This window comes from Brachybacterium phenoliresistens, from assembly GCF_000576425.1.
GTDB classification, from domain to species: domain Bacteria; phylum Actinomycetota; class Actinomycetes; order Actinomycetales; family Dermabacteraceae; genus Brachybacterium; species Brachybacterium phenoliresistens.
On the sequence record NZ_KK069988.1, the window covers coordinates 170,423 to 193,733 of the forward strand.

Here is a 23,311-nt window from a genome sequence, read left to right on the forward strand (position 1 = left end):
TGCAAAGGGATCTTTGCATTCTCGCGCACCTCGTCACCGCGCTCCGGACGCACTAGGCTGTCGGCCACATCCGGCCCCGCTCTCGTGCCCGGTCGCCACCGACGCCAGGAGGTGCCCCATGGACGAGACCGGCCCGCGGACTCGCCGCATCCTCGACGCCGACCACCTGGTCGTCGGCGCCGGCGCCGCCGGCATGGCGTTCACCGATGCGCTGGTCGACCACGGCCGCGCGAGGGTGGTGCTGGCGGATCGGCGGACGGCGCCGGGCGGCCACTGGCTCGACGCCTACCCCTATGTGCGCCTGCACCAGGCGTCCCGGTTCTACGGCGTGGCGTCGACGCCGCTGGGCGCAGGGCGTCTCCAGACCAGCGGACCCGAGGCGGGGCTCCACGAACGGGCCGACCGCGAGGAGATCTGCGCCTACTACGCGCAGGTGCTGCACGATCGCCTGCTGCCGACGGGGCGGGTCGAGTTCCTCGGCGGCGCGGACTACGACGCCGACCGCCGCACCCTCCGCCACGGCGGGATCGAGTACGCCGTCCCCGAGCGCTGCCGGATCGTGGATGCCCGGTACCTCTCGCCGCAGATCCCCGCGAGCACGCCGCCGCCGTTCGGGGTCGCCGCGGACGCCCGCGTCCTGCCCGCCCATGCACTGCCCCGCATCGAGGACGCTCCGAGCCAGTACGTCGTCGTGGGATCGGGGAAGACGGCCAGCGACACCGTGGTGTGGCTGCTGGGCCGCGGGGTCCGCCCGGAGGCGATCTGCTGGGTGCGGCCGCGGGAGCCCTGGATGCTCGACCGCGCCGTCGTCCAGCCCGATCCGGCCGTGTTCCTGGGCATGGCGGCCGACATCCTCGAGGCCGCCCAGCACGCGGCCGGCGTCGACGACCTGTTCCTGCGTCTCGAGGACGCCGGCGTCATGCTCCGCATCGACCGCTCCCGGACCCCGACGATGGCGCGGGCGCCGACCCTGGGCCGATGGGAGCTGGACCTGTTGCGCAGCGTGGAGGACGTGGTGCGCCGCGGGCACCTGCGCCGCGTCGAGCGAGGGCGTCTGCTGCTGGACGGGGGCGAGGTGCGGATCCGCGCGGATGCGCTGGTCGTGCACTGCGCGGCGCGCGGCCTGCGGCGCGAGCCCGGTGTGCCGATCTGGGGCCGCGAGGCGATCCGGATCCAGCCGGTCCGGGCCGGCTTCCCCTGCTTCGGTGCGGCGCTCATCGGCTATGTCGAGGCGACCCGCGACGACGACGAGCTCAAGAACCGGATCTGCCTGCCCACCCCGTACCCGAGCACGCCGGCGGACTGGGTCGGCATGACGGCGCAGGGGACCCGCTCCGCAGCGACCTTCGGCGCCCATCCGGACATCGCCGCCTGGGCGCGGACCGTGGCGCTGAACCCGGCCCGGGTGCCGGCCGGCGCCCGGTCCCCGGCGCTCGAGGACGTGCTGGCCCGGGTAGCGGCGCAGACGGCGCCGGGCGCGGCGGCGCTGGCCCGGCTCGCGCGCGAGGCCGCGGCGTGAGCCCGCGGCGCCGTGGGGCGAGGGTGCCTCAGGCGCCGGTGACGAGGCCGACGGCCACCAGGACTGCGAGGACCATGTCGAGCACCGCGCAGAACAGCGCATAGGGGCGGGTGACCACGGCATCGGCCCGATGGTGTCCGATGTCCCAGGCGCCATGGCCCAGCAGCCCGAGGACGGTGAGCACCCCAGCCGCGGGCCCGGCCCCCTCGACCGCGACGGCGAGGACGGCGAGCGCCCCGAACCCCGCCGCGCCGTACAGCTGGAGCCGCGCCGGCCCGGTCGTCCAGGCGCCCCGCACGACGCCCACGACGACGAGGACCAGCTGGATGGCCAGCAGGGCGAGGATTGGCACCCAGGGGGAGTCCAGGACGAAGCCGGGCGTCAGCACGACGAAGGAGGCGGCGAAGCCCAGCCATGCGGCGCCGCGACGACCGACCGCCGCCGCACAGAGATAGATCGCCGAGCACACCATGATCAGCGGGGCGAGGTCGGACTGGAATCCCGTCGCGACGGCGACGACCACCCCGGCGAGGACGGCGAGGCCGGAGCGGAGCCCGAGGGCGGGCCGGGACGCGGTCGGCGCGGGTGCCGTCACGGGACATCGCCTCTTCTCGTACAGTGGTGTTCGAGTTAGAGGTCACCGTAGCCCGCCCCCGGCGGCACGACAAGAGGAGCGGACCATGCCGTCGCCGTCGCCGTCGCCGTCGTCGTCCCCGCCGCCGTCCCCGGCCGGGTCCCGTCCGCTCCGCGCCGACGCCCGGCGCAGCATCGCGGCGATCCTCGACGCCGGGATCCACGTGTTGGCCGTGCGGCCGGATGCCAGCATGGCGGACATCGCCGCGGCCGCCGGCGTGGGCCGCGTGACCGTGTACGCCCACTTCTCCTCCCGCGCGGACCTGCTGCGTGCCGTGGTCGCCCGGGCGATCACCGAGGGGGACGTCGTGCTCGCGCAGGTCGACCTCTCCGGCGACCCGCGCGCGGCCCTCGAGCGCCTGATCCTCGCGAGCTGGGAGCAGATCGCCCGGATCGGCGCCGTCGCGGCCGCGGCGGCGGGCGTGCTGGAGGCCGAGGAGGTCCGCCGGCTGCATGCCGCCCCGGCGGCCCGGGTGGAGGCCCTCCTCGCGCGCGGCCGGGAGCTGGGCGTGTTCCGCGAGGACCTCCCCGCCGCCTGGCTGGTGAGCGTGCTGCACCAGCTCATGCAGGGCGCCGCGGTGGAGGTCGCCGCGGGGCGGCTCGAGGCGGCGCAGGCCGCGCCCGCGATCTCCGCGAGCGTGCTGGCCGTGTGGACCTGCGCCCGCTGAGAGCGCAGGCGGCGCGCAGCGCCGGTCCGGCCGTGTTCATCGCCGTTCGCATCGGATTGTGCGGGGCGGGGCCGTACGGGAGGATACGCCCATGACTGCTTCCCGCTCCGCCGCCCTGCGGCGGTCCCTTCCCCTCGCCTCCGCCCTGCTCCTGAGCGCCGCCCTGCTGGCCGGCTGCGGCGGCGCCGAGGATCCCGCGCAGACGCCCTCGAGCGCGTCCGCCCCCGCCGCCTCCGAGCCGGCCGCCTCCGAGCCGGCCGCCTCCGACGCCGGCGGGGCCTCCGACGCCGGCGGGGCCTCCGACGCCGGCGGGGCCTCGGACGACGGCGGCGCCGAGACGGCCGAGTTCGCCTACGAGGGCGAGCAGGGCCGCACCGCCCTCGAGCTGCTGCTCGAGAAGGACCCGAGCGCCCAGGTCCAGGGCGAGGGCGAGAACGCCTTCGTCACCGGCATCGACGGGCGCGTCGCCGACGAGGGCGCGAAGGAGTTCTGGGCCCTGTACGTCGACGGCGAGCTCGCCCCGGTGGGCGCCGGCTCCCTGATCACCGAGGACGGTCAGCAGATCGTCTGGAAGCTGGAGACCTTCTCATGATCGAGGACCGCAGCACGGACCTGGGACTCGAGGACCTCGCCCGCCGCTGGTGGCGCCCCGCCGTCGTCGCGGTGCTCGTGGTCGCCGCCGTCGTGTGGCGGCTCGTGAAGACCGACCTCGGCGCCCCGCCCAACCTCGAGCTGTCCACCATGGCCGCCTTCGCCGCCGCCGCGCTGCTGCGCCACCGCATCGCGGTGCTCGTGCCCGTGGCCATCGTGCTGATCAGCGACCTGGGGCTGACCACCTCGTGGATCCTGCTGTTCACCTGGTCGGCCTGGCTGCTGATCGGCCTGGGCGCGCTGCGCACCCGCAGCACCTCCCACCGCCTGGTCGCGGCGGTCGCCTTCGGCGCCGGCAGCTCGCTGGCCTTCTACCTGTGGACCAACTTCGGGGTGTGGCTGCTGGGCCGCGGCACCTATTACCCGGCAGGCCTCGACGGGCTGCTGGCCAGCTACGTCGCCGGGATCCCGTTCCTGCGCACGATGCTGCTGGGCAACCTCGTGCTGGTCCCGGCCGCCGCCGGGATCGTGGCCCTCGTGGAGCGCTTCGAGCGCAGCCACGCCCTCGGCCTCGGCCCGGACCCGGCGCGGAGCGCGCATCGGGCCTGAGCCCCTCCCTCAGCACCGAGAACGGCGCCTCCCGGGCAGCGAACGCTGCGGGGAGGCGCCGTCGTGCTTCTCGTGATCGCCCGCACGGCCGCCCCACCGCGGGGTTGCTGGAGCGGCAACGAGGTTTGCTGCCGAGAGCGCCTCTGATGCACCGTGGCACCTGCAGGGCGCCCGCACCGGGCGCCACCAGGAACAGGAGGATCCATGGCTGCACAGGACCCGGACCGCCCCGGTGCGCCGGCGGAGCACACGAGCTGGCGGACGAGGCGGTGGGAGGAGGTGGCCGGCCCGCGCGGCACGGCCGGCACCGTCCAGCTGGCGATGATCCCGCATCCCGAACCGGGGGTGCCGGGCCTGCCGGGGCGATGGGAGGTGAGCACGTCGGGGGCCCTGACCCTCACGGCCACCGCGGCGGACGGCGTATCCCTCGACGGGCGGCCGGTGGCCGGCGCCGTGGACGTGGAATCGGGCAGCCGGGTGGATCTCGCAGACGGTAGGGAGGTCCTCGTCCGGGGGCGGGAGGGGACCTTCGGCATCGTCGTCCGGGATTCGTCCGCCCCGATGCTCACGCGGCTGCGCGACATCGCGCACTATCCCTACGACCCGAGCTGGGTCCTCGACGCCGAGTACCGGGCGACGCCCGGCCGTGCCGTCGAGGTCGAGCGGCTGACCAGCCCTCGGAGCACCGAGAGGGTCCCCGCTCCCGGGGACCTGGTCGTCGGGATCGGCGGCCGGGAGCACACCCTGGTGGTGCTGGAGACCGTCCCCGGCCTGCGCCTGGTGGTCTTCACCGATCCCGGAAGCGGCACCGACACCCCCGAGATCGGTCGGTGGCTCATCCTGCCCCCGGGCGAGGACGGCACCCTCCGGATCGACCTCAACCAGGTGATCCTTCCCCACCATGTCTTCTCCGCGGCGTTCCCGTGCCCGGTCCCGCTGCGGGAGAACCACCTTCCGGTCGTCGTCGACGCCGGAGAGCGTGCACCCGTCCTCGACCCGAATGGCGGAGCACGGTGACAGAGACCGACACGACAGGACAGGACGGAACCATGACGACCGAGCTGATGGAGAAGGCGGTCCGGTACCTGCGGCGCGTGGAGTCCTTCGACTTCCCCGGCATGCGCGCGATGTGCACGCACACCGCCACCGTCTGGCACAACGACGGCACGGGCGAGCAGACGATCGACGAGAACCTCGAGCAGCTCGAGCGGATGTCCGGCGGCGGGGGAGCGGTCGCGCTGCGATACGACATCACCCGGCAGTTCCAGAAGCCGGACGAGGTCCTCCAGCAGCACGTCCTGCACATCACCCTGCCCGACGGGTCCGGCGCCGAGCTCCCGGTGGCGATGTACTTCCGGTTCCGGGACGGTCTCATCGACCGGATCGAGGAGTACGCGACCATGGTCCGGCCCGAGGGAGGCGCCGTGCGCGACGCCGGCTGATCCCCCGGGACGGAGACCCCCGGAGGTCACATCGAGAAGTACGTGGCCTCCGGGTGGTGGACCACGAAGGCGTCCGTGGACTGCTCGGGGTGCAGCTGCAGCTCATCGCTGAGGGTGATGCCGACCCGCTCGGGACGCAGCAGGGCGACGACCTTGCGGCGGTCCTCCATGTCGGGGCATGCCGGGTAGCCCAGGGACAGGCGCGCCCCGCGGTACTCGAGGTCGAGCATGCCCTGCACCTCCGCCGGATCCTCGTCGGCGAAGCCCAGCTCCTCGCGGACCCGGGAGTGCCAGAACTCCGCGAGGGACTCCGTGAGCTGGACGGACAGCCCGTGGAGCTCCATGTACTCGCGGTAGCGGTTCTCGGCGAACAGCTGCGCGGTGACCGTGGAGACGGTGTCGCCCACCGTCACCAGCTGGACGGGCAGCACGTCGAAACGGCCCGTCTCCTCCACCCAGGAGCGCGGGCGGAAGTAGTCGGCGATGCACAGGTGGCGGTCCCGGGTCTGCCGCGGGAAGGTGAAGCGCAGACGCTCCGTGCCCGGCTCCCCGTCGGAGCCGCCGTCGGTCGAGCCGATGCCGGCCAGCTGCCCGCCGTGGTGGGCGACGACCAGATCGTTCCCCTCCGACCAGACGGGGAAGTAGCCGTAGATGACCGTCGGATCCATGATGTGCTCGCGGGCGATGCGCTCCATCCAGGCGGCCAGGCGCGGGCGGCCCTCCGTCGCCACGAGCTCCTCGTAGCTCGCGCCGTCCTCGCCGCGGCCGGCCTTCAAGCCCCACTGGCCCATGAACGTGGCCCGCTCGTCCAGCAGCGAGGCGTAGTCGGAGAGCTGGATGCCCTTGACGATGCGGGTCCCCCAGAACGGCGGATCCGGCACCGGGTTGTCGGCGGCGACGTCCGAGCGCGCGGGCAGGTCCTCGACGGCGGTCCGCTCCAGGGTGGCGACGTGGTGGCGCCGCGTGCGCAGCGGCGGCAGGCCCACGGCATCGGGATCCGCCCCCCGCGCGACGGCGACCAGCGGCTCCATCAGGCGCAGCCCCTCGAAGGCGTCCCGGGCGTAGCGGACCACGCCCGGGAACTGCGAGGCGAGATCGTCCTCCACGTAGGGGCGGGTCAGCGCCGCGCCGCCCAGCAGGATCGGCCAGCGGTCGGCCAGCCTGCGGGAGACGAGCTCCTCGAGGTTCTCCTTCATCACCACGGTCGACTTCACGAGCAGCCCCGACATGCCGATGACGTCGGCGTCGTGCTCGATCGCCGCGTCGATCATGGCCGAGATCGGCTGCTTGATGCCGATGTTCACGACGGTGTACCCGTTGTTGGTGAGGATGATGTCCACGAGGTTCTTGCCGATGTCGTGCACGTCCCCGCGCACGGTCGCCAGCACGATCGTCCCCTTGGAGGCCGAGGCCCCGCCCTCGACCTTCTCCATGTGCGGCTCGAGCAGGGCGACGGCCGCCTTCATCACCTCGGCCGACTGCAGCACGAAGGGCAGCTGCATCTGCCCGGAGCCGAACAGCTCGCCGACGACCTTCATCCCGCCCAGCAGGTGCGTGTTCACGATGTCGAGCGCGGCCATGCCCTCGCCGAGGGCGAGGTCGATGTCCTCCTCGAGCCCCTTGCGGGCCCCGTCGATGATGCGCCGCTCGAGCCGCTCGCCGGTGGGCAGCGCGGCGAGCTCCGCCGCGCGCTGGTCGCGCAGCGCCGCGGAGTCGACCCCGGAGAACGTCTCCAGCAGGTGGGCCAGCGGGTCATGGACCAGGTTCCCGGCGTCGTCATAGCGGCGGCGGTCCCACACCAGGTCCTCGGCGGCCTGCCACTGCTCGTCGGGGATCGCCGCGCGCGGCAGGATCTTCGCCGCGTGGACGATCGCGGAGTCGAGCCCCGCCTGCGTCGCCTCGTGCAGGAACACCGAGTTCAGCACGGTGCGGGCCGCGGGGGAGAGGCCGAAGGACACGTTGGACACGCCCAGGGTGGTGTGCACGCCCGGGTACTTCGCGGTGATCTCGCGGATCGCGGCGATCGTCTCGATGGCGTCCCGGCGGGTCTCCTCCTGGCCGGTGGCGATGGGGAAGGTGAGGGCGTCGACGATGATGTCGTCGACCCGCATGTCCCAGTCGGCCACCAGGGTGTCGATGAGGCGCGAGGCGATGGCGACCTTGTGCTCCGCCGTGCGGGCCTGCCCCTGCTCGTCGATGGTGAGGGCGATGACCGCCGCACCGTGCTCCTTCACCGCCGGCATGATCCGACGGAAGCGCGAGCCCGGCGCGTCGCCGTCCTCGAAGTTCACCGAGTTCACCACGGCCCGGCCGCCGACCAGCTCGAGGCCGGCCCGGATGACGTCGGGCTCGGTGGAGTCGATCACCAGCGGCAGGGTGGAGGCGCTGGCCAGCCGCGAGACGACGGCGCGGATGTCCTCGACGCCGTCGCGGCCCACGTAGTCCACGCACACGTCCAGCAGGTGGGCGCCGTCGCGGGTCTGCGCCCGGGCGATGTCGACGATGTCGTCGAAGCGGCCCTCCAGCAGCGCCTCCCGGAAGGCCTTGGATCCGTTGGAGTTGGTGCGCTCGCCGATGGCGAGGTAGGAGGCGTCCTGCGACAGGTCGGTGTGGGTGTAGAGGGAGGAGACGCCGTTCTGGCGCTGGACGGAGCGCTCCGGCAGCGCATGGCCCCGCACCGCCTCGACGACCTGGCGCATGTGCTCGGGCGTCGTGCCGCAGCACCCGCCCACCAGCCCCAGCCCGAACTCCTTGACGAACTGGGCGTGGGCGGCGGCGAGCTCCTCGGGCGTGAGGGGGTAGACGGCGCCGTGCGGGCCGAGCTCCGGCAGGCCGGCGTTGGGCATGCACACCAGCGGCGCCTCGCTGTGCCGGGCGAGGATGCGCAGATGCTCGCTCATGAGGTCGGGACCGGTCGCGCAGTTCAGGCCGATCACGTCCACGTCCAGGGACTGCAGAGCGGTCAGGGCCGCCCCGATCTCCGATCCCATCAGCATGGTGCCGGTGGTCTCCACGGTGATCGAGGTGATGATCGGCAGCGCGACACCCGTCTCCTCGACGGCCCGGCGGCAGCCGGTGACCGCCGCCTTCGTCTGCAGGAGGTCCTGGCTGGTCTCGATCAGCAGGGCGTCGGCCCCGCCCTCGATGAGGCCCGCGGCCTGCTCGGCGAAGGTGTCGCGCAGATGCGCGTAGGTGGTGTGCTGCAGCGAGGGCAGCTTCGTGCCCGGGCCCATCGAGCCCAGCACCCAGCGGGGCTGCTCGGCGGTGGCGAAGGCATCGGCCCGCTCGCGGGCCAGCGCCGCCCCGGCGCGGGCCAGCTCGCGGATCCGGTCCTCGATCCCGTAGTCGGACAGGTTCGACCAGTTCGCGCCGAAGGTGTTCGACTCGATCGCGTCCACGCCCGCGGCGAGATAGGCGTCGTGGACCCCGCGGATGATGTCCGGGCGGGTCACGTTGAGGATCTCGTTGCAGCCCTCGTGCTGCTGGTAGTCCTCGAGGGTCGGCTCCTCGGCCTGGATCATGGTGCCCATGGCGCCGTCGGCGACGACGACACGGGAACGGACGGCCTCGAGGAGCGCGGCCGCGCGGCCGGCGGGTGCGGAGATCATCCGACCAGGGTAGGCGTCGCCGCGCCATCTGCCCTCCCGGGTCCGCCTGGCGGAGGGACCCGGGCGGCCGGGGCCCTACTCTGGTGGCATGACACGTCGCGGCATCGTCGGCACGGGGCGCCCGTGAACCCCCTCCTGCGGTCCGTGATGCGCCTGTTCGCGGCCCCGCGGCTGAACATGCGCGAGGACTACGCCCGGGTGCGGCGCCTGCAGCGGCAGCTGGCCGCCCGGCCCGTCCCGCGGTACCGGGCGGTGGACCTGCGCATCGACACCGGCGACGGCGAGCGCGAGGTGCCGGTGCGGGTGTTCAGCCCCCGCGAGCAGCGCCGCGAGGAGGTGCTGCTGTTCCTCCACGGCGGCGGCTGGGTGACGGGGGACATCGAGAGCTACACCCCGGCCTGCGCGACCATGGCCGACCTCACCGGCTGCGTGGTGGCCTCCGTCGACTACCGCCTGGCCCCCGAGCACCCCTTCCCGGCCGGTCTCGAGGACTGCTGGCGGATCATCCGGGCGATCCTGGAGGCTCCCTGGCGCCTGGGGGCGGAGTCCGCGGCACGGATCGTGCTGGTGGGCGACTCGGCGGGCGGGAACCTCGCCGCCGCCTCCTGCCTCCTGCTGCACGAGCGCGGGCTCCCCATGCCGCAGCGGCAGATCCTGCTGTACCCGGTGACGCACTGGGACCACGACCCGCGCACCACGCCGTTCCTCTCGGCGCGCCGGCACGGTGCGGACTACCGGCTGACCTCGACCGAGGTCGAGGACTACCTCGAGCTGTACGTCCCCGACCCGGCGCTGCGCCGGGACCCGCTGGTCTCCCCGCTGATGGCCTCCGACCTCGACGGGCAGCCGCGCACCCTCCTGATCACCGCCGAGCTCGACCTGCTGTGCGACGAGGGCGAGGCGTACGGCCGGGCGCTGCGGGATGCCGGCACCGAGGTGCGGATCCACCGCGTCGAGGGGGCGCTGCACGGGTTCATCACCCTGCCGCGCTTCGCGAGGTCCCTGCGCGAGGCCTACGAGGTGATCGACGAGTTCCTCGACGCGCCGCTGCCGGACGGAGGCACCCCGTGACGCGCCGGGCCTGGGTGCGGCTGGACAACGCCTCGAACATCTTCCTGGCCGCGCGCAGCGACGTCGATCCCAAGGTGTTCCGCATGAGCGCGGAGATGGACCACGAGGTCGACGGCGAGCTGCTCCAGCAGGCCCTGGACGCGACCTTCGACCGCTACCCGCTGTACCACGCCGTGCTGCGCAAGGGACTGTTCTGGTACTACCTGCAGGACAGCGACCTGCGCCCGCAGGTGCAGGCCGAGGTCCGGCCCACCTGCGCCGCGATCTACCGCGAGAACCGGCGGGAGCTGCTGTTCCGCGTGATGCGCCACCGCCGCCGCATCGTCCTGGAGGTCTTCCATGCCCTCTCCGACGGGACCGGCGCCCTGGCCTTCCTGCGCGAGCTCGTCATCGCCTACGCCCGCGCCCGCACCGCGGCAGGGCCCGCCCCGGCCGGCGGCGCCGACCCGGCCTCGGCCGCGTCGCCCCCTCCCGCCGTCGACCCCACCTCCCGTCACGGCCGCGGCCTGTTCGTGGATCCCTTCGCCCGCTACTTCCGGCGCGAGCGCCGGCCCGCGCCCGCGGCGAGCGCCGCCGAGGCATCGGCCTTCGTCCGGGCCGCGACCCCGGCGGGCCTGCCCGAGGGGATGCCCGCGCAGGAGCCCGCGGCGAGCCCGCGGCGCCGCATGGTCGGCCGGGGACCGCGCCGCCACGAGACGCACGTGCACCGCGTCCCCGGCACCCGCACCCCCGACGGCCGCACCCGCGCGGTGGAGCTGACGGTTCCGGTGGCCGAGCTGCTCGCCACCCGACCCGAAGGCGTGGGCACGACCATGTACCTCACCGCGCTCCTGTTCGAGGCGGTGCGCCGCAGCGCGGGGGACCTCGGCCGGGCCCGCACCCTGGCCGCGAGCGTCCCGGTGAACCTGCGGCAGTTCTTCCCCTCCACCTCCTCCCGCAACTTCTTCACCGCCCTGCGGGTCGAGCACACCTACGGCGAGGGCCTGGACGACCTGGGAGCCATCGGCCGGCAGCTCGAGGCCGACTTCCGCCCCCAGATCGAGATCGGAGCCCTCGAGGAGCGGCTGCGCCGGCTGATGGGGCTCGAGCGCATGCCCGTGCTGCGGATCATCCCGCGCCCCCTCAAGGACCTCGTCCTCGGCCTGGTCAACCGGGTCAACAACCGCGCGCTGACCGTGGCGGTCTCCAACATGGGCCCGGTGCGCCTGCCGGAGGACATCGCCGACCAGGTGCGCCGGGTCTCCTTCCAGGTCTCGGCCGTGCGGCCGCAGATCTGCGCCATCTCCTACGGCGGATGGCTGAGCATCACCTTCACCTCCCCGTTCCTGGAGACCGGCCACGTGCGCGAGTTCGCCCGGCTGCTCACCGCCCAGGGCATCGCCGTGAGCGTCGCGGCGACCCGGGTGACCGAGGCGGAGCTGGCGGAGGGAGCCGCATGAGGCGCTGTCCGGACTGCGGGGTCGCCGTCGAGGGCGCCTGGTCGCGCTGCCCGTTGTGCGGGCGGACGGTGATGGGCCCGATGCGGCCCGATCCCTTCCCGGCCGTCCCGCTGCGGTTCTCCCGCCGCCGGATCTACCGGATCCTGCTGCTGGCCTCGCTGGTGGTGATCCTCGCGTCGTTCGGGGCGCAGATGCTGTTCGACCGCGGCCACGCGGGGATCGGCCTGGTGCGCTCGGTGTGGCTGGGGCTGAGCGCCATGTGGCTGGTGGTGCTGATGGCGGTGCGCGCCCGTCGCGACATCGCCAAGGGCACCGCCACCGTCGTCGTGCTGATCTGCGGGATCTGCGCCTACTGGGACTACCTGGTGGGCTGGGACGGATGGTCGCTGACCTACGCGGTGCCGATCGTGTGCGGCTGCTCGATCCTCGCGCTGGTGATCGCCGTCCCCGCCCTGCGGATCGAGGCGGGGGACCATGTGCTCTACAGCGGGACGATGGTTCTGCTGGGATTGGTGCCCATCGTGTTCACGGCGCTGGGCTGGGTCGCGGACCCGATCCCCTCGGTCTGCTGCGGCGCGCTCGCCGTCATCGTGCTGGTGATGCAGGAGCGCGACCGGGTCTCCGATGTGCTGCATGAGCTGGGCAAGCGCCTTCACATCTAGGGCCGTCTCGTGCCTGGGATGCGGGGTCCCGCCCGGCGCCGCGGCGGGTACGGTGACGCCATGCTGATCGGGATCGATTTCGGGACGACGCGCACCATCGTCGCGGGCGTGGACCGCGGGAACTATCCGGTGCTCACCTTCCTGGACACCGACGGGGACGCGCACGAGCACTTCCCCTCGGTGGTCGCGTGGGAGGACGGGCGCCTGGTGCACGGGTTCGAGGCCCTCGCGGCCGCTCGCGCCGGGGCGCCGCACCTGCGCTCCATCAAGCGCCTGCTGGGCGAGCCCACCACCCATCCGGGCACCACGGTGCGGATCGGCGAGCAGGAGCTGCTGCTGGCCGATGTGCTCACCGGGTATCTCGGCGCGCTGCGGGAGGCCCTGCCGGAGGGGGCCGGGCCCGCCGCCGTGTCCGTCCCCGCCCACGCCCACGGCGCGCAGCGCTTCATGACGCTGGAGGCGTTCCGCCGCGCCGGCTTCGAGGTCGTGGCGATGCTCAACGAGCCCTCCGCCGCGGGATTCGAGTTCACCCACCGCCAGCCCCGTAGCCTCTCGGCCCGCCGCACCCGGGTGGTCGTCTACGACCTCGGCGGCGGCACCTTCGACACCTCGCTCGTCCAGGCCGACGGCACCAGCCACGCCGTCCTCGGCAGCGTCGGGGTGAACCGTCTGGGCGGGGACGACTTCGACGAGGTGCTGGCCGACGTGGTGCTCGAGGCGGCCGGCCGCACCCGCGCGCAGCTGACCGGCCCCCAGCGCGACCGGCTGCTCGACGACTGCCGCGAGGCCAAGGAGCGCCTCACCCCGCAGACCCGCCGCATGGTCGTCGAGCTGCCCACGGCCGATGGCGCGGGCGAGCCCGTCGTCGTCGCGGTCGACGCCTTCTACTCCGCCGCCTCCGATCTCGTGGCCCGCTCGGTCTCGGCCATGGAGCCGCTGGTCGGATCGCTGGACAAGGACTCGACCGTCGCCGGCATCTACCTCGTCGGCGGCGGTTCCGGCCTCCCGCTGGTGCCGCGGATGATCCGCGAGCGCTTCGGCCGCCGCGTGCACCGCTCCCCGTACCCGGCGGCCTCCACGGCCATCGGCCTGGCCATCGCCGCCGATCCCGACTCCGGGTTCACCGTCTCGGACCGGCTCTCCCGCGGCTTCGGCGTGTTCCGCGAGCGCGATGCCGGCGCCGGCGTCGCCTTCGATCCGATCCTCACCCGCGAGCACCCGATCCCCGAGCACGGGGAGATCGTGGTGACCCGCCGCTACGTCGCCGCGCACAACCTCGGCTGGTTCCGCTACGTCGAGCACACGAGCGTCGACGCCGTCGGCGAGCCCCGCGGCGACCTGGTGCCCTACGCGGAGGTGATCTTCCCCTTCGACCCGGCGCTGCAGGGCTCCGACGGTGCGGAGGAGACCGAGCGCCTGGCCGCGGTGCCCGTGGAGCGCCGCGCCGGCGGGCCGCTCGTGGAGGAGACCTACACGATCGACGCCGCCGGCATCGTCTCCGTGCGCATCGCGGATCTGACCACCGGCTACGCGCGGGAGTACGGGCTGGGCCGCTGAGCTCGCGCCGGCCGCCCGCCTGGGGCCGGCCGTCCGCCTGGAGCCGTCCGCCTGGAGCCGTTCGCCCGGCGGGGCCGTTCGCCCGGCGGGGCCGTTCGCCCTCCGGGAGCCGGCCCTAGAGCGCCGCGTCCAGGATCTCCCGTGCCTCCTCGTCGAGCACGAGGGAGACGCCGTCCAGCGCCTCCTCGAGCTGGTACGGCCTGCTGCCGCCGAGGATCGGCCGGATGCCCTGCGAGACCAGGTGGGCGAGCACGACCTGCCCGCGGCGGGCGCCGGTGCGCCGGGCCACCTCGTCCAGCGCCGCGAGGCGTCGCTCCGTGCCGGGATGGTCGAAGACCGGGTCGATGGGCTTGGCGGGGTCGTCGTAGGCACCGCCCAGCAGCGGCGAATAGGCCCACACCTCCAGCCTCTCCTCACGGGCCAGATCCACCTGCTCGGCACCCAGGACGCCGAAGGGATGCACGTTCCCCTCCGGCTGCGTGCCGGGCCGGGGCCGCAGGGCGGTCGCGCTGAGCTGCAGGGCGTCGATCGGCATCGCGCCCGTGGCCAGGGCATGCGCCCGGGCCCGCTCCACCCGCCAGGCCGGATGGTTCGAGGCGCCGACGCGGCGCACCCGGCCATCGGCCGCGAGCTCGGCCATCGCGTCCACGCTCTCCTCGATGGGGACGGTGCGGTCCTCCTGGTGCAGCCACAGCAGATCCACGCTCTCGATCCCGAGCCGTGCGAGGCTTCCGGCGAAGGCGTCGTGGATCGCCCGTCGGGACAGGCCGGACCGGTGCTCGGGCCAGGACCCCGCCCACAGCGGCTCCGCACCGACCTTGGTGGCGATGCGCACCCGGTCGCGCATCCCGGGGCGGGCGGCGAGCCAGCGGCCGATGACCCGTTCGCTGGCTCCGCCCCGGCCGGCGGGATCCAGCCAGAAGGCGTAGCAGTCGGCGGTGTCGATCCAGGTGCCGCCGCGCTCGACGAAGCGGTCCAGGAGGGCGAAGGACGTCTCCTCGTCGATGCGGGTGCCGAAGGTCATCGCGCCGAGCACCAGCGAGGAGTCGGGCGGCGGGGTGGTCGGGTCGGGACGGGCCGGGGTGCTGTTCTGTGCGGTCATGGCATGAGCCTGAGCCCTGGAGCGCGCTCCAGGTCAAGCGGTAGCCTGCCGTCATGGCGACCTATACCCCGGCCGAGGCCGCGCAGCGCAGCGGGTTCACGATCGACACCCTGCGCTACTACGAGCGCGAGGGCATCCTGCCGCGGGTCGCGCGCAGCGCCGGCGGGCACCGGGTCTACTCTGACGCGGATCTGTCGACCCTCGACTTCCTGCAGTGCCTGCGGGACACCGGCATGCCGATCGAACGGCTGCGCCGCTATGGGGAGATGTGCCAGGATCCCGCGACGATGACGGATCGCGCCGCTCTCCTGCGTGAGCACGCGGCCGATGTCGATGCCCAGATCGCCCTGCTCACCCGTCGCCGTGCCCGGCTGACGGAGAAGATCGCCTGGTACGACGAGCAGATCGGCGACGCCGCGGACTGATCACCCGCGGTCCGGGAGCTGGGCGCGCGTCGGCCCCACCCCACCCGATGCCGGGTGGGGGAGAGGGCCGAACGGAGGCGACCGCGGGGAGGCCGTTGCCGGTGACCGGGCTTCAGTAGGGCGGGGCGTCCTCATGGGCGGTGACCAGCCTGCTGCGGGCGGTCGGGGGCCCCGAGCGACGCTCGCCGAGGAATGCGGATCGGAATTCCGGATTGTTCTCGGGAGCGCCCAGATCCTGATTGTCGAGAATGTCGACGACGACGTCGCTCCCGATGCTCCAGCGGGTGGCGCCGCCGGGAATCCGGTGGGGGTCGGTGAGCCCCTCGGTCTTGATGCGATGATGCATGAGGCAGAGATGGTGGAGATTCTCCGGAATCGTCTTTCCGCCGTGCTGGGGATCCTCGTGGTCGAACTCCTCGATGTGGTCGACCTCGATGCGGCCGCGGCTGGGCCTGGTGCACCCCGGGTGCGCGCACAGCGGCGTCTTCAGGTGGGTGAGCTCGAGCACGGCCGCGCCGGGACGGTACCGGACCGCCGGTTCGCCGAGGAAGGCTCCGGTGGCGGGGTCGGTGAGCACGAGCCACCAGTCCTCGGCGGCGCCGGCGATGGCGCGGGCGACCGGACCGGGCACCGGAGTCTCGCCCTCGAGCAGACCGGGCTCGTTCGAGGCGCCGAGCGCCGTGAGCGCCGGGACCGTGATGTTCACGCGGCGCCGCGTGTGCGGGACGGCCACGCCGCCGGTGTCCAGGACGCTGCGGGTCATGACGGCATAGCGGATCTGGCCCAGCGACATCACCATGGCCGTGCGCTGCACGTCGCCGTCGAGGTCGAAGGGGATCTCGTCCAGGCCGTCGCGCAGGGCGAGGCGCTGTGCGTCCTGCACCGCGCGGGCGGCGGCGTTGAGGCGTTCGACGAGATCGGTGATCTCCGCCGTCGGGCCGATGATCTCGAGGGTGCTGGTGCCTTCGACGAGATTCGGCTCCTGCCAGGTGATCGTGCGCTGATCAGCGGGGGAGCGGGTGGTGCGGGACCGCTCGGCCACGTGCATGACCAGCCGGCGCAGCCGCCGGCGGAAGCCCGGGAACGTGAGCGTGCGCAGGGGCCAGTCGGAGATGGTCTCGTCGAGGGTGGCGAGGTCCTCGTCCGGGAGATCGCGGGACGCCCGGAGGATGCGGGTGAACCACGGAGCCGGCAGGTCCGCGGAGGCGAGGCGCTCCAGGGTGAGCGGGAAGGCCTCCACGGCGAGCACCGCCTCGCGGATGAGCCGGCGGGCGCCGGCGGCGTCGCAGCGCAGGGCGACCGCGCAGGCCGCATCCGCGGCGGCCTGCGCAGAGGCGGCCTGCTGCGGGTCCCGGCCGGCGGGATCGATGTGGAAGCGGTACAGCTCGCGCTGGCGGGCCGCATGGGCCGCGGCCTCGGCGGCGATCCCGGCCAGCAGCTCGCGCACGCGCTGCGAGATCCGGGAGCCGGGGACGATGCCGCCGACGGCGAGATGCTCGCCAGAGGCGAGATCCGGCGCCCGGCGCTCGCCCGGGCTCGAGGAGCCCGGCCCCAGGTCGAGCTCGGGGTGGCCATGATGCGTCATCGACACCATCCGTCCTCTCTCGGCATTTCCTCCGACCCGCAGAGGGAGGGGATGCCGACGTGATCCGGCTCCCCTTCCGAGGAATTCCGATGCGTTCCGTCGTGGCGGTCGACTTTCCCCCGAGCCGTGCGATCAGTATATATCGATCATACGTTCGATGCCAGGTTTCCGGACGATGCGTCGCGAGATCGTGGAGAACGCTGCTATGGGGAGGAGGAGCGGTCCGGGTGCGCGCACGGTTCCTCGCGCTCCGGGGCGGTCGCGGGAGCCGTGGATCAGGGCATCCGCAGCTCGGCCAGCAGCGGCAGGTGGTCGGAGGCGCCGCGGCCCGCCTCCGCCACGCACGCCGAGGTGCACGTGAGCCCCGACGTCAGGATGTGGTCGATGCGCGCCGCGTGCGGATCGGTGCCGTCGCCGACGAAGGTCAGCCCCTCGCCCCCGTCGCCTCCCTGCTCCCAGGCGTCGGACATCCGCCGCTGCAGCAGCGCCAGGGAGTCGGCGCCGGGCGCCTCGTTGAGATCGCCGGCGAGGATCACCGGGCCGTCCTGCGCGGGAAGCTCGACGATGATCGCCCGCACCTGCGCCAGACGCGCCTCGGCGCTGGCGGGATCCAGGTGCGTGCCCGCGACGGTGACGGGGCCGCCGGGGACGGCCGCGCGGGCGTGCAACAGCATGCGCGGCTCCTCTCCGGGAGCGCACGGCAGCGGGATGCGATGCACCTGCTCCAGCGGCCACCGGGAGAGGATCATGTGCCCGTACTCGCGGTCCGGACCGCCCGGCGGGTCCGAGGGAAGGGTCATCGCCGGGGCGAACTCCGCGTGGAGGCCCAGGGCGTCGGCGAGCACGGCGGGCTGGTCCACGCCTCCGCTGCGGGGCCAGAACCGGTCCACCTCCTGCAGCAGGGCGAGATCCGGCCGCAGCTGCTCCAGCACGTGGGCGATGCGCTCGAGGTCGAGGACGCCGGCGGCATCGGCGCCGTGGTGGATGTTGAACGTGACCACCCGCAGGGTGGTGCGGTGCTCGAGCATCGGGGATCCTCCCCCTCCTGCGCAGGGCGGCCGCCGGGCGAGCGGCTCGTCCTCCAGCGTAGCCGCCGATCACCCCCGTGGGCATGCGTGGCCGGCGGGGTGAGTCTACGGCTGCGGGGTCCTGGCACGGCGGCCGGGCAGGGCCACGATCCCGCCGATGAGCATCCCGGCCGGCGGCAGCAGGGGCCACAGGGGCTGCAGCCCGCCGGCTCCGACCATCCCGGCATCGGCCATGACCGCGAGGCCGGCGCAGACCATGGCCGCGGCGAGCACCGGTCGCCACAGGGCAGGCGCGGGGCGGTCGTCCGCCCGCGGCGACTCGAAGCGGCCGAACGCGAGCACCAGCAGGGCCGTCAGACCCAGCAGGGCCAGGCACCACAGCGGGCGGGTCAGCCACCAGACCCCGCTGAGGGGCGCCGGCAGCAGGGGCCGTGCGTCGAGCGCGATCAGCAGGTGCGCCAGGGCGACCAGGGCGGTGAGGTGCCAGAGGAACCACGTCATGATCCGCTGGTTCACCAGCACCGTCAGGAACCACACGCGCGGACGCTCCAGCAGCGCCGCCAGCGGGCGCTCGGCCAGCAGGATCAGGCCGGCCTGCGCCATGCCGAGGAACGCCATGGTCACGCGGGTAGGGCTCGAGTTGGAGATCTCGTCGGTGGCCGCGGTGATCATGGAGACGGGGTAGGGCCCGAGGCCCACCAGCAGCGCCAGGCCGGCGGCGCCGATCCCCGCCAGCGCGAGGCGGCGCGCCGATCCGGCGAGGCGGCCGTCCAGCCAGGCGAAGCCGACCTGGTGGAAGCTCGCCCAGACCAGCAGATAGTTGGGGTAGCCGAGCAGGGGCCGGTCCGCGAGGATGCTTCCGGCGTCGACGATCCCGGCCAGCAGGACCCCGCCGGCCACCGACCACCAGCCGAAGCGCTCCCAGAGGACCAGGCAGGCGGGGGCGACGACGATGACGAGCAGGTATGCGGCCAGGAACCAGGTGGGCACGAGCGCCATCTGCGAGGCGAGCTGGAGGGTGGCAGGGGCCGCTCCGGCGGCCAGGCCGATCCCGCAGACGGCGAGCCACACCAGCAGCAGGGGGATCACGGGGATGCCCAGGCGGCGCAGCCGGGACCGCAGCCATGGCGCGTAGCCCAGGCCGCGACGGCGCGCGGAGCGCCACGAGAGCGCATTGGAATAGCCGCCGACCAGGAAGAAGATCGGCATCACCTGGAAGATCCAGGTCAACGGGTGGGTCCAGCGGGCGGCGTCCAGCACGCCGTGGGGCTGGATGCCGCCATCGGCGCTGACGGCGATGATCGTCCAGTGGCCCAGCACGACGACGGTGATCGCGACGGCACGCAGCAGGTCCACCACCCGGTTCCGCGACGAGGGCGTCGCGGCGTGGATCTGCTCGGCGCGGCTGGGGCGCGGGCTGTGCATCGGACGGTCCCCCCGTTCGTCGGTGCCGATGGGTCAGGGTACCCGGGCGCGCTTGCGAAGATAGGCGCATGGGGAACACTGCAGATTCCGCGCCGGAGGCCGATCGCGTCATCGCCCGGCTGCGCGACGACATCCTCGACGGGGTGCGCGAGCCGGGCAGCCGGCTCGTCGAGAGGGAGCTCGCCGAGGAGCTGGGGACCAGCAGGGTCCCGGTGCGCGATGCGCTCAAGGCGCTCGCGGCCGAGGGGCTCGTGACGCTGCGGCCGCGGACGTGGGCCGTGGTCCGCGAGTTCACCGCGGGGGACGAATCGGACTTCGGCGAGGTGCGCGAGGCGCTCGAGGCCCTGGCCTTCCGTCTGGCGGCGCAGCGGCGCACCGAGGAGGGGCTCGCCCTGCTGCGCGGGGACGTCGACGCCGAGCTGGCGGCGGCGCGCGCCGGGGACGGCGTCCGCGCGCGCCGCGCCGCCGCGGACTTCCACGAGCGGGTCATCGAGCTGTCCGGGAACGCCATGCTGATCGAGATCGGCCAGCTGACCGGCAGCCGCATGCGCTGGTTCATGTCGCAGCACGACGACCTGGACGCCATGGCGCGCCAGCACGAGGGGCTGTGGGAGGCGATCGCGCAGCAGGATCTCGCGCAGCTGGAGCTGCGCGTGGCCGAGCACCTGCGCTCCAGCGTCGAGCATCTGCGGGCGCACGCCGCGGCGGAGCGGGGCGAGCCCGGCGCATAGCCCGCGCCGCCCTCCGCAGCTCGGGGCGCGGGACCGAGGGGCGACGGGGAACGGGCCTCGCCCGGCCGTCGACGCCCGGGACGGTTTGGTATACCGTTTCGCCCATGGAGCAGATGATCATCCGCAATGTCCGGCCGTGGGGCGCCGATCCCGTCGACGTCGTCGTGGAGGGGGAGGGCATCGCCGCGCTGGTCCCCGCGACGACGGCCCCCGCCGCCGAGGGGGTCGAGGTCGTCGACGGCGGCGGGCGGCTCGCCCTGCCGGGGTTCGTCAACGCGCACGCCCACGCCGACAAGTCGTGGTGGGGGATGGACTGGGTCTCCTACGGCGGGGAGGCCACCACCCAGGGGCGCATCGCCCACGAGCGGGCCGTGCGCGGCCGGCTGGGCATCCCCAGCGTCGACGCGACCGAGCGGGTGCTGCGGGAGTTCCTCCGCCACGGCACCACCGCGATCCGCAGCCATGTCGACGTGGACCTCGGCGTCGGCCTCGAGGGGATCGCCGCTCTGCACGAGGCCGCCGCCCGCCTGGACGGAGCCGTCGAGGTCGAGGTCGTCGCCTTCCCGCAGGACGGCGTGATCCGCCGTGACGGCGTGCTGGACCTGCTGGACCGCGCCGCCGCCGAGGGGGCCGCGAGCATCGGCGGCCTCGACCCGTGCCTGATCGACCGCGATCCCGTCGCCCAGCTCGACGGACTGTTCTCCGTGGCCGAACGGCACGGCTGCGGCATCGACATCCATCTGCATGCCGGGGGAGACCTGGGCGCTTTCGAGTACGACCTCATCATCGACCGGGTGCGCCGCACCGGGCTCATGGGGAAGGTCAACATCGCCCACGGCTTCGCGCTGGGCCAGCTCGCCGGCGGCCGGCAGGAGCAGCTCCTCCAGGAGTTCTCCGAGCTGGGGATCTCCTGGAGCACCGTCGCCCCGATCCGCTCCGCCCCGCTGCCCTGGGTGGCGATGCGGGAGCTCGGGATCGGCATCGGGCTGGGCACCGACGGCGTGCGAGACCTGTGGTCGCCCTACGGCGACGGCGACCTGATGCGCGTGGCGCTGGACTTCGCGCGCCTGCACGGCGTGCGGTACGACGAGGACTTCGTCGAGGTGGCGCGCCTGGCCACCAGCTCGGCCGCCCGCTATGTGCATCGGGAGGTCCATGACATCGTCCCCGGTGCCCGCGCAGACCTGGTGCTCCTGGACGCCCAGAACGTGCCCGATGCGATCGTCCGCGCGCCGCGCCGCGCGCTCGTGGTCGCCGGTGGGCGTCTCGTCGCCCGGGACGGGGAGGTCCTCCTCTGATGCCGATGCCTCCGGCCGTGCCCGCACGGACCACGGCGTGAGCGCGGGGCGGCGGCGCCGGGGGATCCCGCGCCCGGGCCCCCTCGCGGCGCTGGCCTCGCTGCGCGGCAACCGTCCCTTCCAGCTGCTGTGGGTCTCGAACCTCTTCTTCTTCGGCGGGGTCTGGACCCAGACGCTGGTCCTGGGCTGGCTCGCCTACGAGATGACCCGGTCCGAGTTCCTCGTTGCGGTCTACACCGCCGTCCGCCTGGCCCCGCTGCTGCTGGGCCCGCTCGCCGGCGTGCTCGCCGACGCGATGGACCGGGTGCGCCTGCTCCTGCTGGCCTGCGGGTGGGCGACCACCGCCGTCGCGATCGTGGCCCTGCTGGCGAGCACCGGGACGCTGTCCTACGGCGCCCTGGTCGTGGGCGGCCTGGCCATCGGCCTGGCACAGTCCCCGTCGCAGCCGGCCCGCGCGGCGCTCGTGCTCGAGCTGGTGGGGCGGCGGAACCTGTCCAACGCGAACGCCCTGAACTCGATCGCGGTGACCATGACCCAGGTGATCGGGCCAGCCCTGGGCGGCTCGATGATCGCCGCGCTCGGCGCCCCCGCGGCGATCTGGATCTCGACGCTGTGGTACCTCGTCTCCTTCGCGCTGCTGCTCCCGTTGCGCCGGGCCTCCCGGCGCGCGGCCGCGCCGGTCCAGGGGGCCTCCGTGCTGCGGATGATCACCAGCGGCCTGCGCAGCATCGCGGGGCACTGGGTGGCGGTCTCGGTGCTGCTGGTGACGCTCGCGGCCAACACCCTGCTGTGGCCGGTGTTCCAGAGCTTCATGCCCGTGTTCGCCGATCAGTCCCTCGGGCTGGATGCCGCCGGCCAAGGCGCGCTGCTCACCTGCGCCGGGGTCGGGGGTCTGGTGGGCTCGGTGGTGATCGCCGCGCTCGGGGACTTCCGGGGCAAGGGCGCGCTGTTCGTGCTCGGCACGATGGCCTGGGCGCTGTGCTGGGCGGGCTTCGCCCTCGCCGGGACCGTCGGCTGGGCGTTCGTGCTGATGGGGATGATCGGCGTGTTCAGCGCGGCCTTCGGCGTGCTGCAGACGACCCTGCTGCTGATGTCCACCGAGCCGGCGGTCCACGGGCGCGCGCTGGGGCTGCAGGAGCTGGCGATCGGCATCATGCCGGTGGCCTCGCTGGTCCTGGGGCAGATCGCCGAGCACGTCGGCGTGGGTGCGACGACCTTCGGGGCGGCCCTGCTCATGGTGGGCTGCCTGCTGCTGATCATGGCGCGGGTCCCGGAGCTGCTGCGGTTCGGGGCGGAGCCGCGGGACGCCGCGGCGAGCACCGCGGCCGCCGCCGACCCGGCCCCCTGAGGCGCTCCGCGCCGGGTCGGACCTCCTGCGGGGGCATCCGCAGTCCCGGGGTCGAGGTCAGCGGCCCGGCTCGAGGTCCTGGAGGGCGAGATCCATCTGGTGGAGCACGCGCAGAGTCGCGGCGAGCTCCGCAGCGGTGAGGTCACCGCCCACCCGGCCCATCAGCGCGTGCTCGCGCGCGGCGACGGCATCGATCGCTGCGGTGCCTGCAGAGGTGATGCGGACCAGCGACGATCGACGGTGCGACGGGTTCTCGACCAGCTCCACGAACCCGGCCGAGCGCGCGTCGTGCACCATGCGCTGGACGAACTGGCGGCTGAGGTCCTGCGTGCGGGCCATCTGGGGGACCGTCCGATCTCCCTCGCGGCGCAGCTGCTCGAGCACGGCGCGCACGCCGGTGGACATGCCCATGATCGGCTCGCTGTGCTCGACGATCCGGGCGACCCGGCGGTACACCGGTCCCAGTGCGACGTAGACCTGGGCGAGCTGGGCGGCGAGCTCGTCGGGAGGCAGCGGGCGATCGGCGTCGGAGGGAGGAGGAGCCATCGCCCCAGTATGACACCGGGGTTG

Annotated in this window: 21 protein-coding genes; 14 read left to right on the plus strand and 7 right to left on the minus strand. The window is 73.8% G+C overall.

The window, feature by feature from the left end:
* The first annotated feature begins 118 nt into the window (after window positions 1-118).
* The gene (locus tag BF93_RS00795; RefSeq protein ID WP_038370036.1) at window positions 119-1,519 is read left to right on the plus strand and encodes an NAD(P)-binding protein; all 1,401 of its coding nucleotides are present in this window, start codon (window positions 119-121) and stop codon (window positions 1,517-1,519) included.
* Between the two features lie 28 nt (window positions 1,520-1,547).
* Here the strand turns inward: BF93_RS00795 and BF93_RS00800 are convergent, their stop codons facing one another.
* The gene (locus tag BF93_RS00800; RefSeq protein ID WP_051486356.1) at window positions 1,548-2,114 is read right to left on the minus strand and encodes a hypothetical protein; all 567 of its coding nucleotides are present in this window, start codon (window positions 2,112-2,114) and stop codon (window positions 1,548-1,550) included.
* Between the two features lie 85 nt (window positions 2,115-2,199).
* Here BF93_RS00800 and BF93_RS00805 point away from each other — a divergent pair, with 85 nt between their 5' ends.
* From BF93_RS00805 to BF93_RS00825, 5 genes are all read left to right on the plus strand, one after another.
* On the plus strand, window positions 2,200-2,820 hold the full coding sequence (locus BF93_RS00805; RefSeq protein WP_051486357.1) for a TetR/AcrR family transcriptional regulator: 621 nt from the start codon (window positions 2,200-2,202) through the stop codon (window positions 2,818-2,820).
* A gap of 91 nt (window positions 2,821-2,911) precedes the next feature.
* The gene (locus BF93_RS18730; protein ID WP_051486358.1) at window positions 2,912-3,412 is read left to right on the plus strand and encodes a DUF4430 domain-containing protein; all 501 of its coding nucleotides are present in this window, start codon (window positions 2,912-2,914) and stop codon (window positions 3,410-3,412) included.
* The gene (locus BF93_RS00815) at window positions 3,409-4,020 is read left to right on the plus strand and encodes a DUF6580 family putative transport protein (protein ID WP_038370037.1); all 612 of its coding nucleotides are present in this window, start codon (window positions 3,409-3,411) and stop codon (window positions 4,018-4,020) included. The genes BF93_RS18730 and BF93_RS00815 overlap by 4 nt, the downstream gene beginning before the upstream one ends.
* 204 nt (window positions 4,021-4,224) lie before the next feature.
* Window positions 4,225-5,037, plus strand: a complete 813-nt coding sequence (locus tag BF93_RS00820; protein WP_038370039.1) for a DUF1684 domain-containing protein — start codon at window positions 4,225-4,227, stop codon at window positions 5,035-5,037.
* Window positions 5,038-5,069: 32 nt separating this feature from the next.
* Window positions 5,070-5,462, plus strand: a complete 393-nt coding sequence (locus BF93_RS00825; protein WP_038370040.1) for a nuclear transport factor 2 family protein — start codon at window positions 5,070-5,072, stop codon at window positions 5,460-5,462.
* 26 nt (window positions 5,463-5,488) lie between these two features.
* Here the strand turns inward: BF93_RS00825 and metH are convergent, their stop codons facing one another.
* The gene (gene metH / locus BF93_RS00830; RefSeq protein ID WP_038370041.1) at window positions 5,489-9,070 is read right to left on the minus strand and encodes a methionine synthase; all 3,582 of its coding nucleotides are present in this window, start codon (window positions 9,068-9,070) and stop codon (window positions 5,489-5,491) included.
* Window positions 9,071-9,193: 123 nt separating this feature from the next.
* On the opposite strand from metH, the gene BF93_RS00835 reads away from it, so the two are divergent.
* From BF93_RS00835 to BF93_RS00850, 4 genes are read left to right on the plus strand one after another with little or no spacing between them, the layout of a single operon-like run.
* The gene (locus BF93_RS00835) at window positions 9,194-10,141 is read left to right on the plus strand and encodes an alpha/beta hydrolase (protein ID WP_038370042.1); all 948 of its coding nucleotides are present in this window, start codon (window positions 9,194-9,196) and stop codon (window positions 10,139-10,141) included.
* Window positions 10,138-11,580: a hypothetical protein gene (locus BF93_RS00840; RefSeq protein ID WP_038370044.1), complete on the plus strand. Its 1,443-nt coding sequence runs from the start codon at window positions 10,138-10,140 to the stop codon at window positions 11,578-11,580. The genes BF93_RS00835 and BF93_RS00840 overlap by 4 nt, the downstream gene beginning before the upstream one ends.
* Entirely contained in the window at window positions 11,577-12,242 is a 666-nt protein-coding gene (locus BF93_RS00845; protein WP_038370045.1) for a DUF6320 domain-containing protein, read from the plus strand. The genes BF93_RS00840 and BF93_RS00845 overlap by 4 nt, the downstream gene beginning before the upstream one ends.
* Before the next feature lie 60 nt (window positions 12,243-12,302).
* A complete protein-coding gene (locus tag BF93_RS00850) occupies window positions 12,303-13,799 on the plus strand; it encodes an Hsp70 family protein (protein WP_038370047.1) in 1,497 nt (498 codons plus the stop codon).
* Between the two features lie 115 nt (window positions 13,800-13,914).
* On the opposite strand, the gene BF93_RS00855 is transcribed toward BF93_RS00850, so the two are convergent.
* Window positions 13,915-14,901: an aldo/keto reductase gene (locus tag BF93_RS00855; RefSeq protein WP_084148158.1), complete on the minus strand. Its 987-nt coding sequence runs from the start codon at window positions 14,899-14,901 to the stop codon at window positions 13,915-13,917.
* Window positions 14,902-14,954: 53 nt separating this feature from the next.
* Between BF93_RS00855 and BF93_RS00860 the strand changes: the two genes are divergently transcribed.
* Complete coding sequence (locus BF93_RS00860; protein WP_038370048.1) at window positions 14,955-15,326, plus strand: MerR family transcriptional regulator; 372 nt, start codon at window positions 14,955-14,957, stop codon at window positions 15,324-15,326.
* A 112-nt stretch (window positions 15,327-15,438) separates the two neighbouring features.
* Here the strand turns inward: BF93_RS00860 and BF93_RS18735 are convergent, their stop codons facing one another.
* From BF93_RS18735 to BF93_RS00875, 3 genes are all read right to left on the minus strand, one after another.
* On the minus strand, window positions 15,439-16,911 hold the full coding sequence (locus BF93_RS18735; RefSeq protein WP_156954003.1) for an HNH endonuclease signature motif containing protein: 1,473 nt from the start codon (window positions 16,909-16,911) through the stop codon (window positions 15,439-15,441).
* Window positions 16,912-17,186: 275 nt separating this feature from the next.
* Window positions 17,187-17,939, minus strand: coding sequence for an endonuclease/exonuclease/phosphatase family protein (locus BF93_RS00870; RefSeq protein ID WP_051486360.1), 753 nt, complete (start codon window positions 17,937-17,939; stop codon window positions 17,187-17,189).
* 105 nt (window positions 17,940-18,044) lie between these two features.
* Window positions 18,045-19,364, minus strand: coding sequence for an acyltransferase family protein (locus BF93_RS00875; RefSeq protein ID WP_038370049.1), 1,320 nt, complete (start codon window positions 19,362-19,364; stop codon window positions 18,045-18,047).
* A gap of 68 nt (window positions 19,365-19,432) precedes the next feature.
* On the opposite strand from BF93_RS00875, the gene BF93_RS00880 reads away from it, so the two are divergent.
* The 3 genes from BF93_RS00880 to BF93_RS00890 all read left to right on the plus strand — a co-directional run bounded on the left by BF93_RS00880 (window position 19,433) and on the right by BF93_RS00890 (window position 22,741).
* Window positions 19,433-20,095: a GntR family transcriptional regulator gene (locus BF93_RS00880; RefSeq protein WP_038370050.1), complete on the plus strand. Its 663-nt coding sequence runs from the start codon at window positions 19,433-19,435 to the stop codon at window positions 20,093-20,095.
* A 104-nt stretch (window positions 20,096-20,199) separates the two neighbouring features.
* The gene (locus BF93_RS00885) at window positions 20,200-21,393 is read left to right on the plus strand and encodes an amidohydrolase family protein (protein WP_038370051.1); all 1,194 of its coding nucleotides are present in this window, start codon (window positions 20,200-20,202) and stop codon (window positions 21,391-21,393) included.
* 37 nt (window positions 21,394-21,430) lie between these two features.
* Window positions 21,431-22,741: an MFS transporter gene (locus BF93_RS00890; protein WP_051486451.1), complete on the plus strand. Its 1,311-nt coding sequence runs from the start codon at window positions 21,431-21,433 to the stop codon at window positions 22,739-22,741.
* Between the two features lie 57 nt (window positions 22,742-22,798).
* Here BF93_RS00890 and BF93_RS00895 read toward each other — a convergent pair whose 3' ends face one another.
* Window positions 22,799-23,287 (minus strand): MarR family winged helix-turn-helix transcriptional regulator, encoded by a 489-nt coding sequence (locus BF93_RS00895; protein ID WP_038370052.1) that lies wholly within the window; start codon window positions 23,285-23,287, stop codon window positions 22,799-22,801.
* Window positions 23,288-23,311 lie beyond the last annotated feature (24 nt).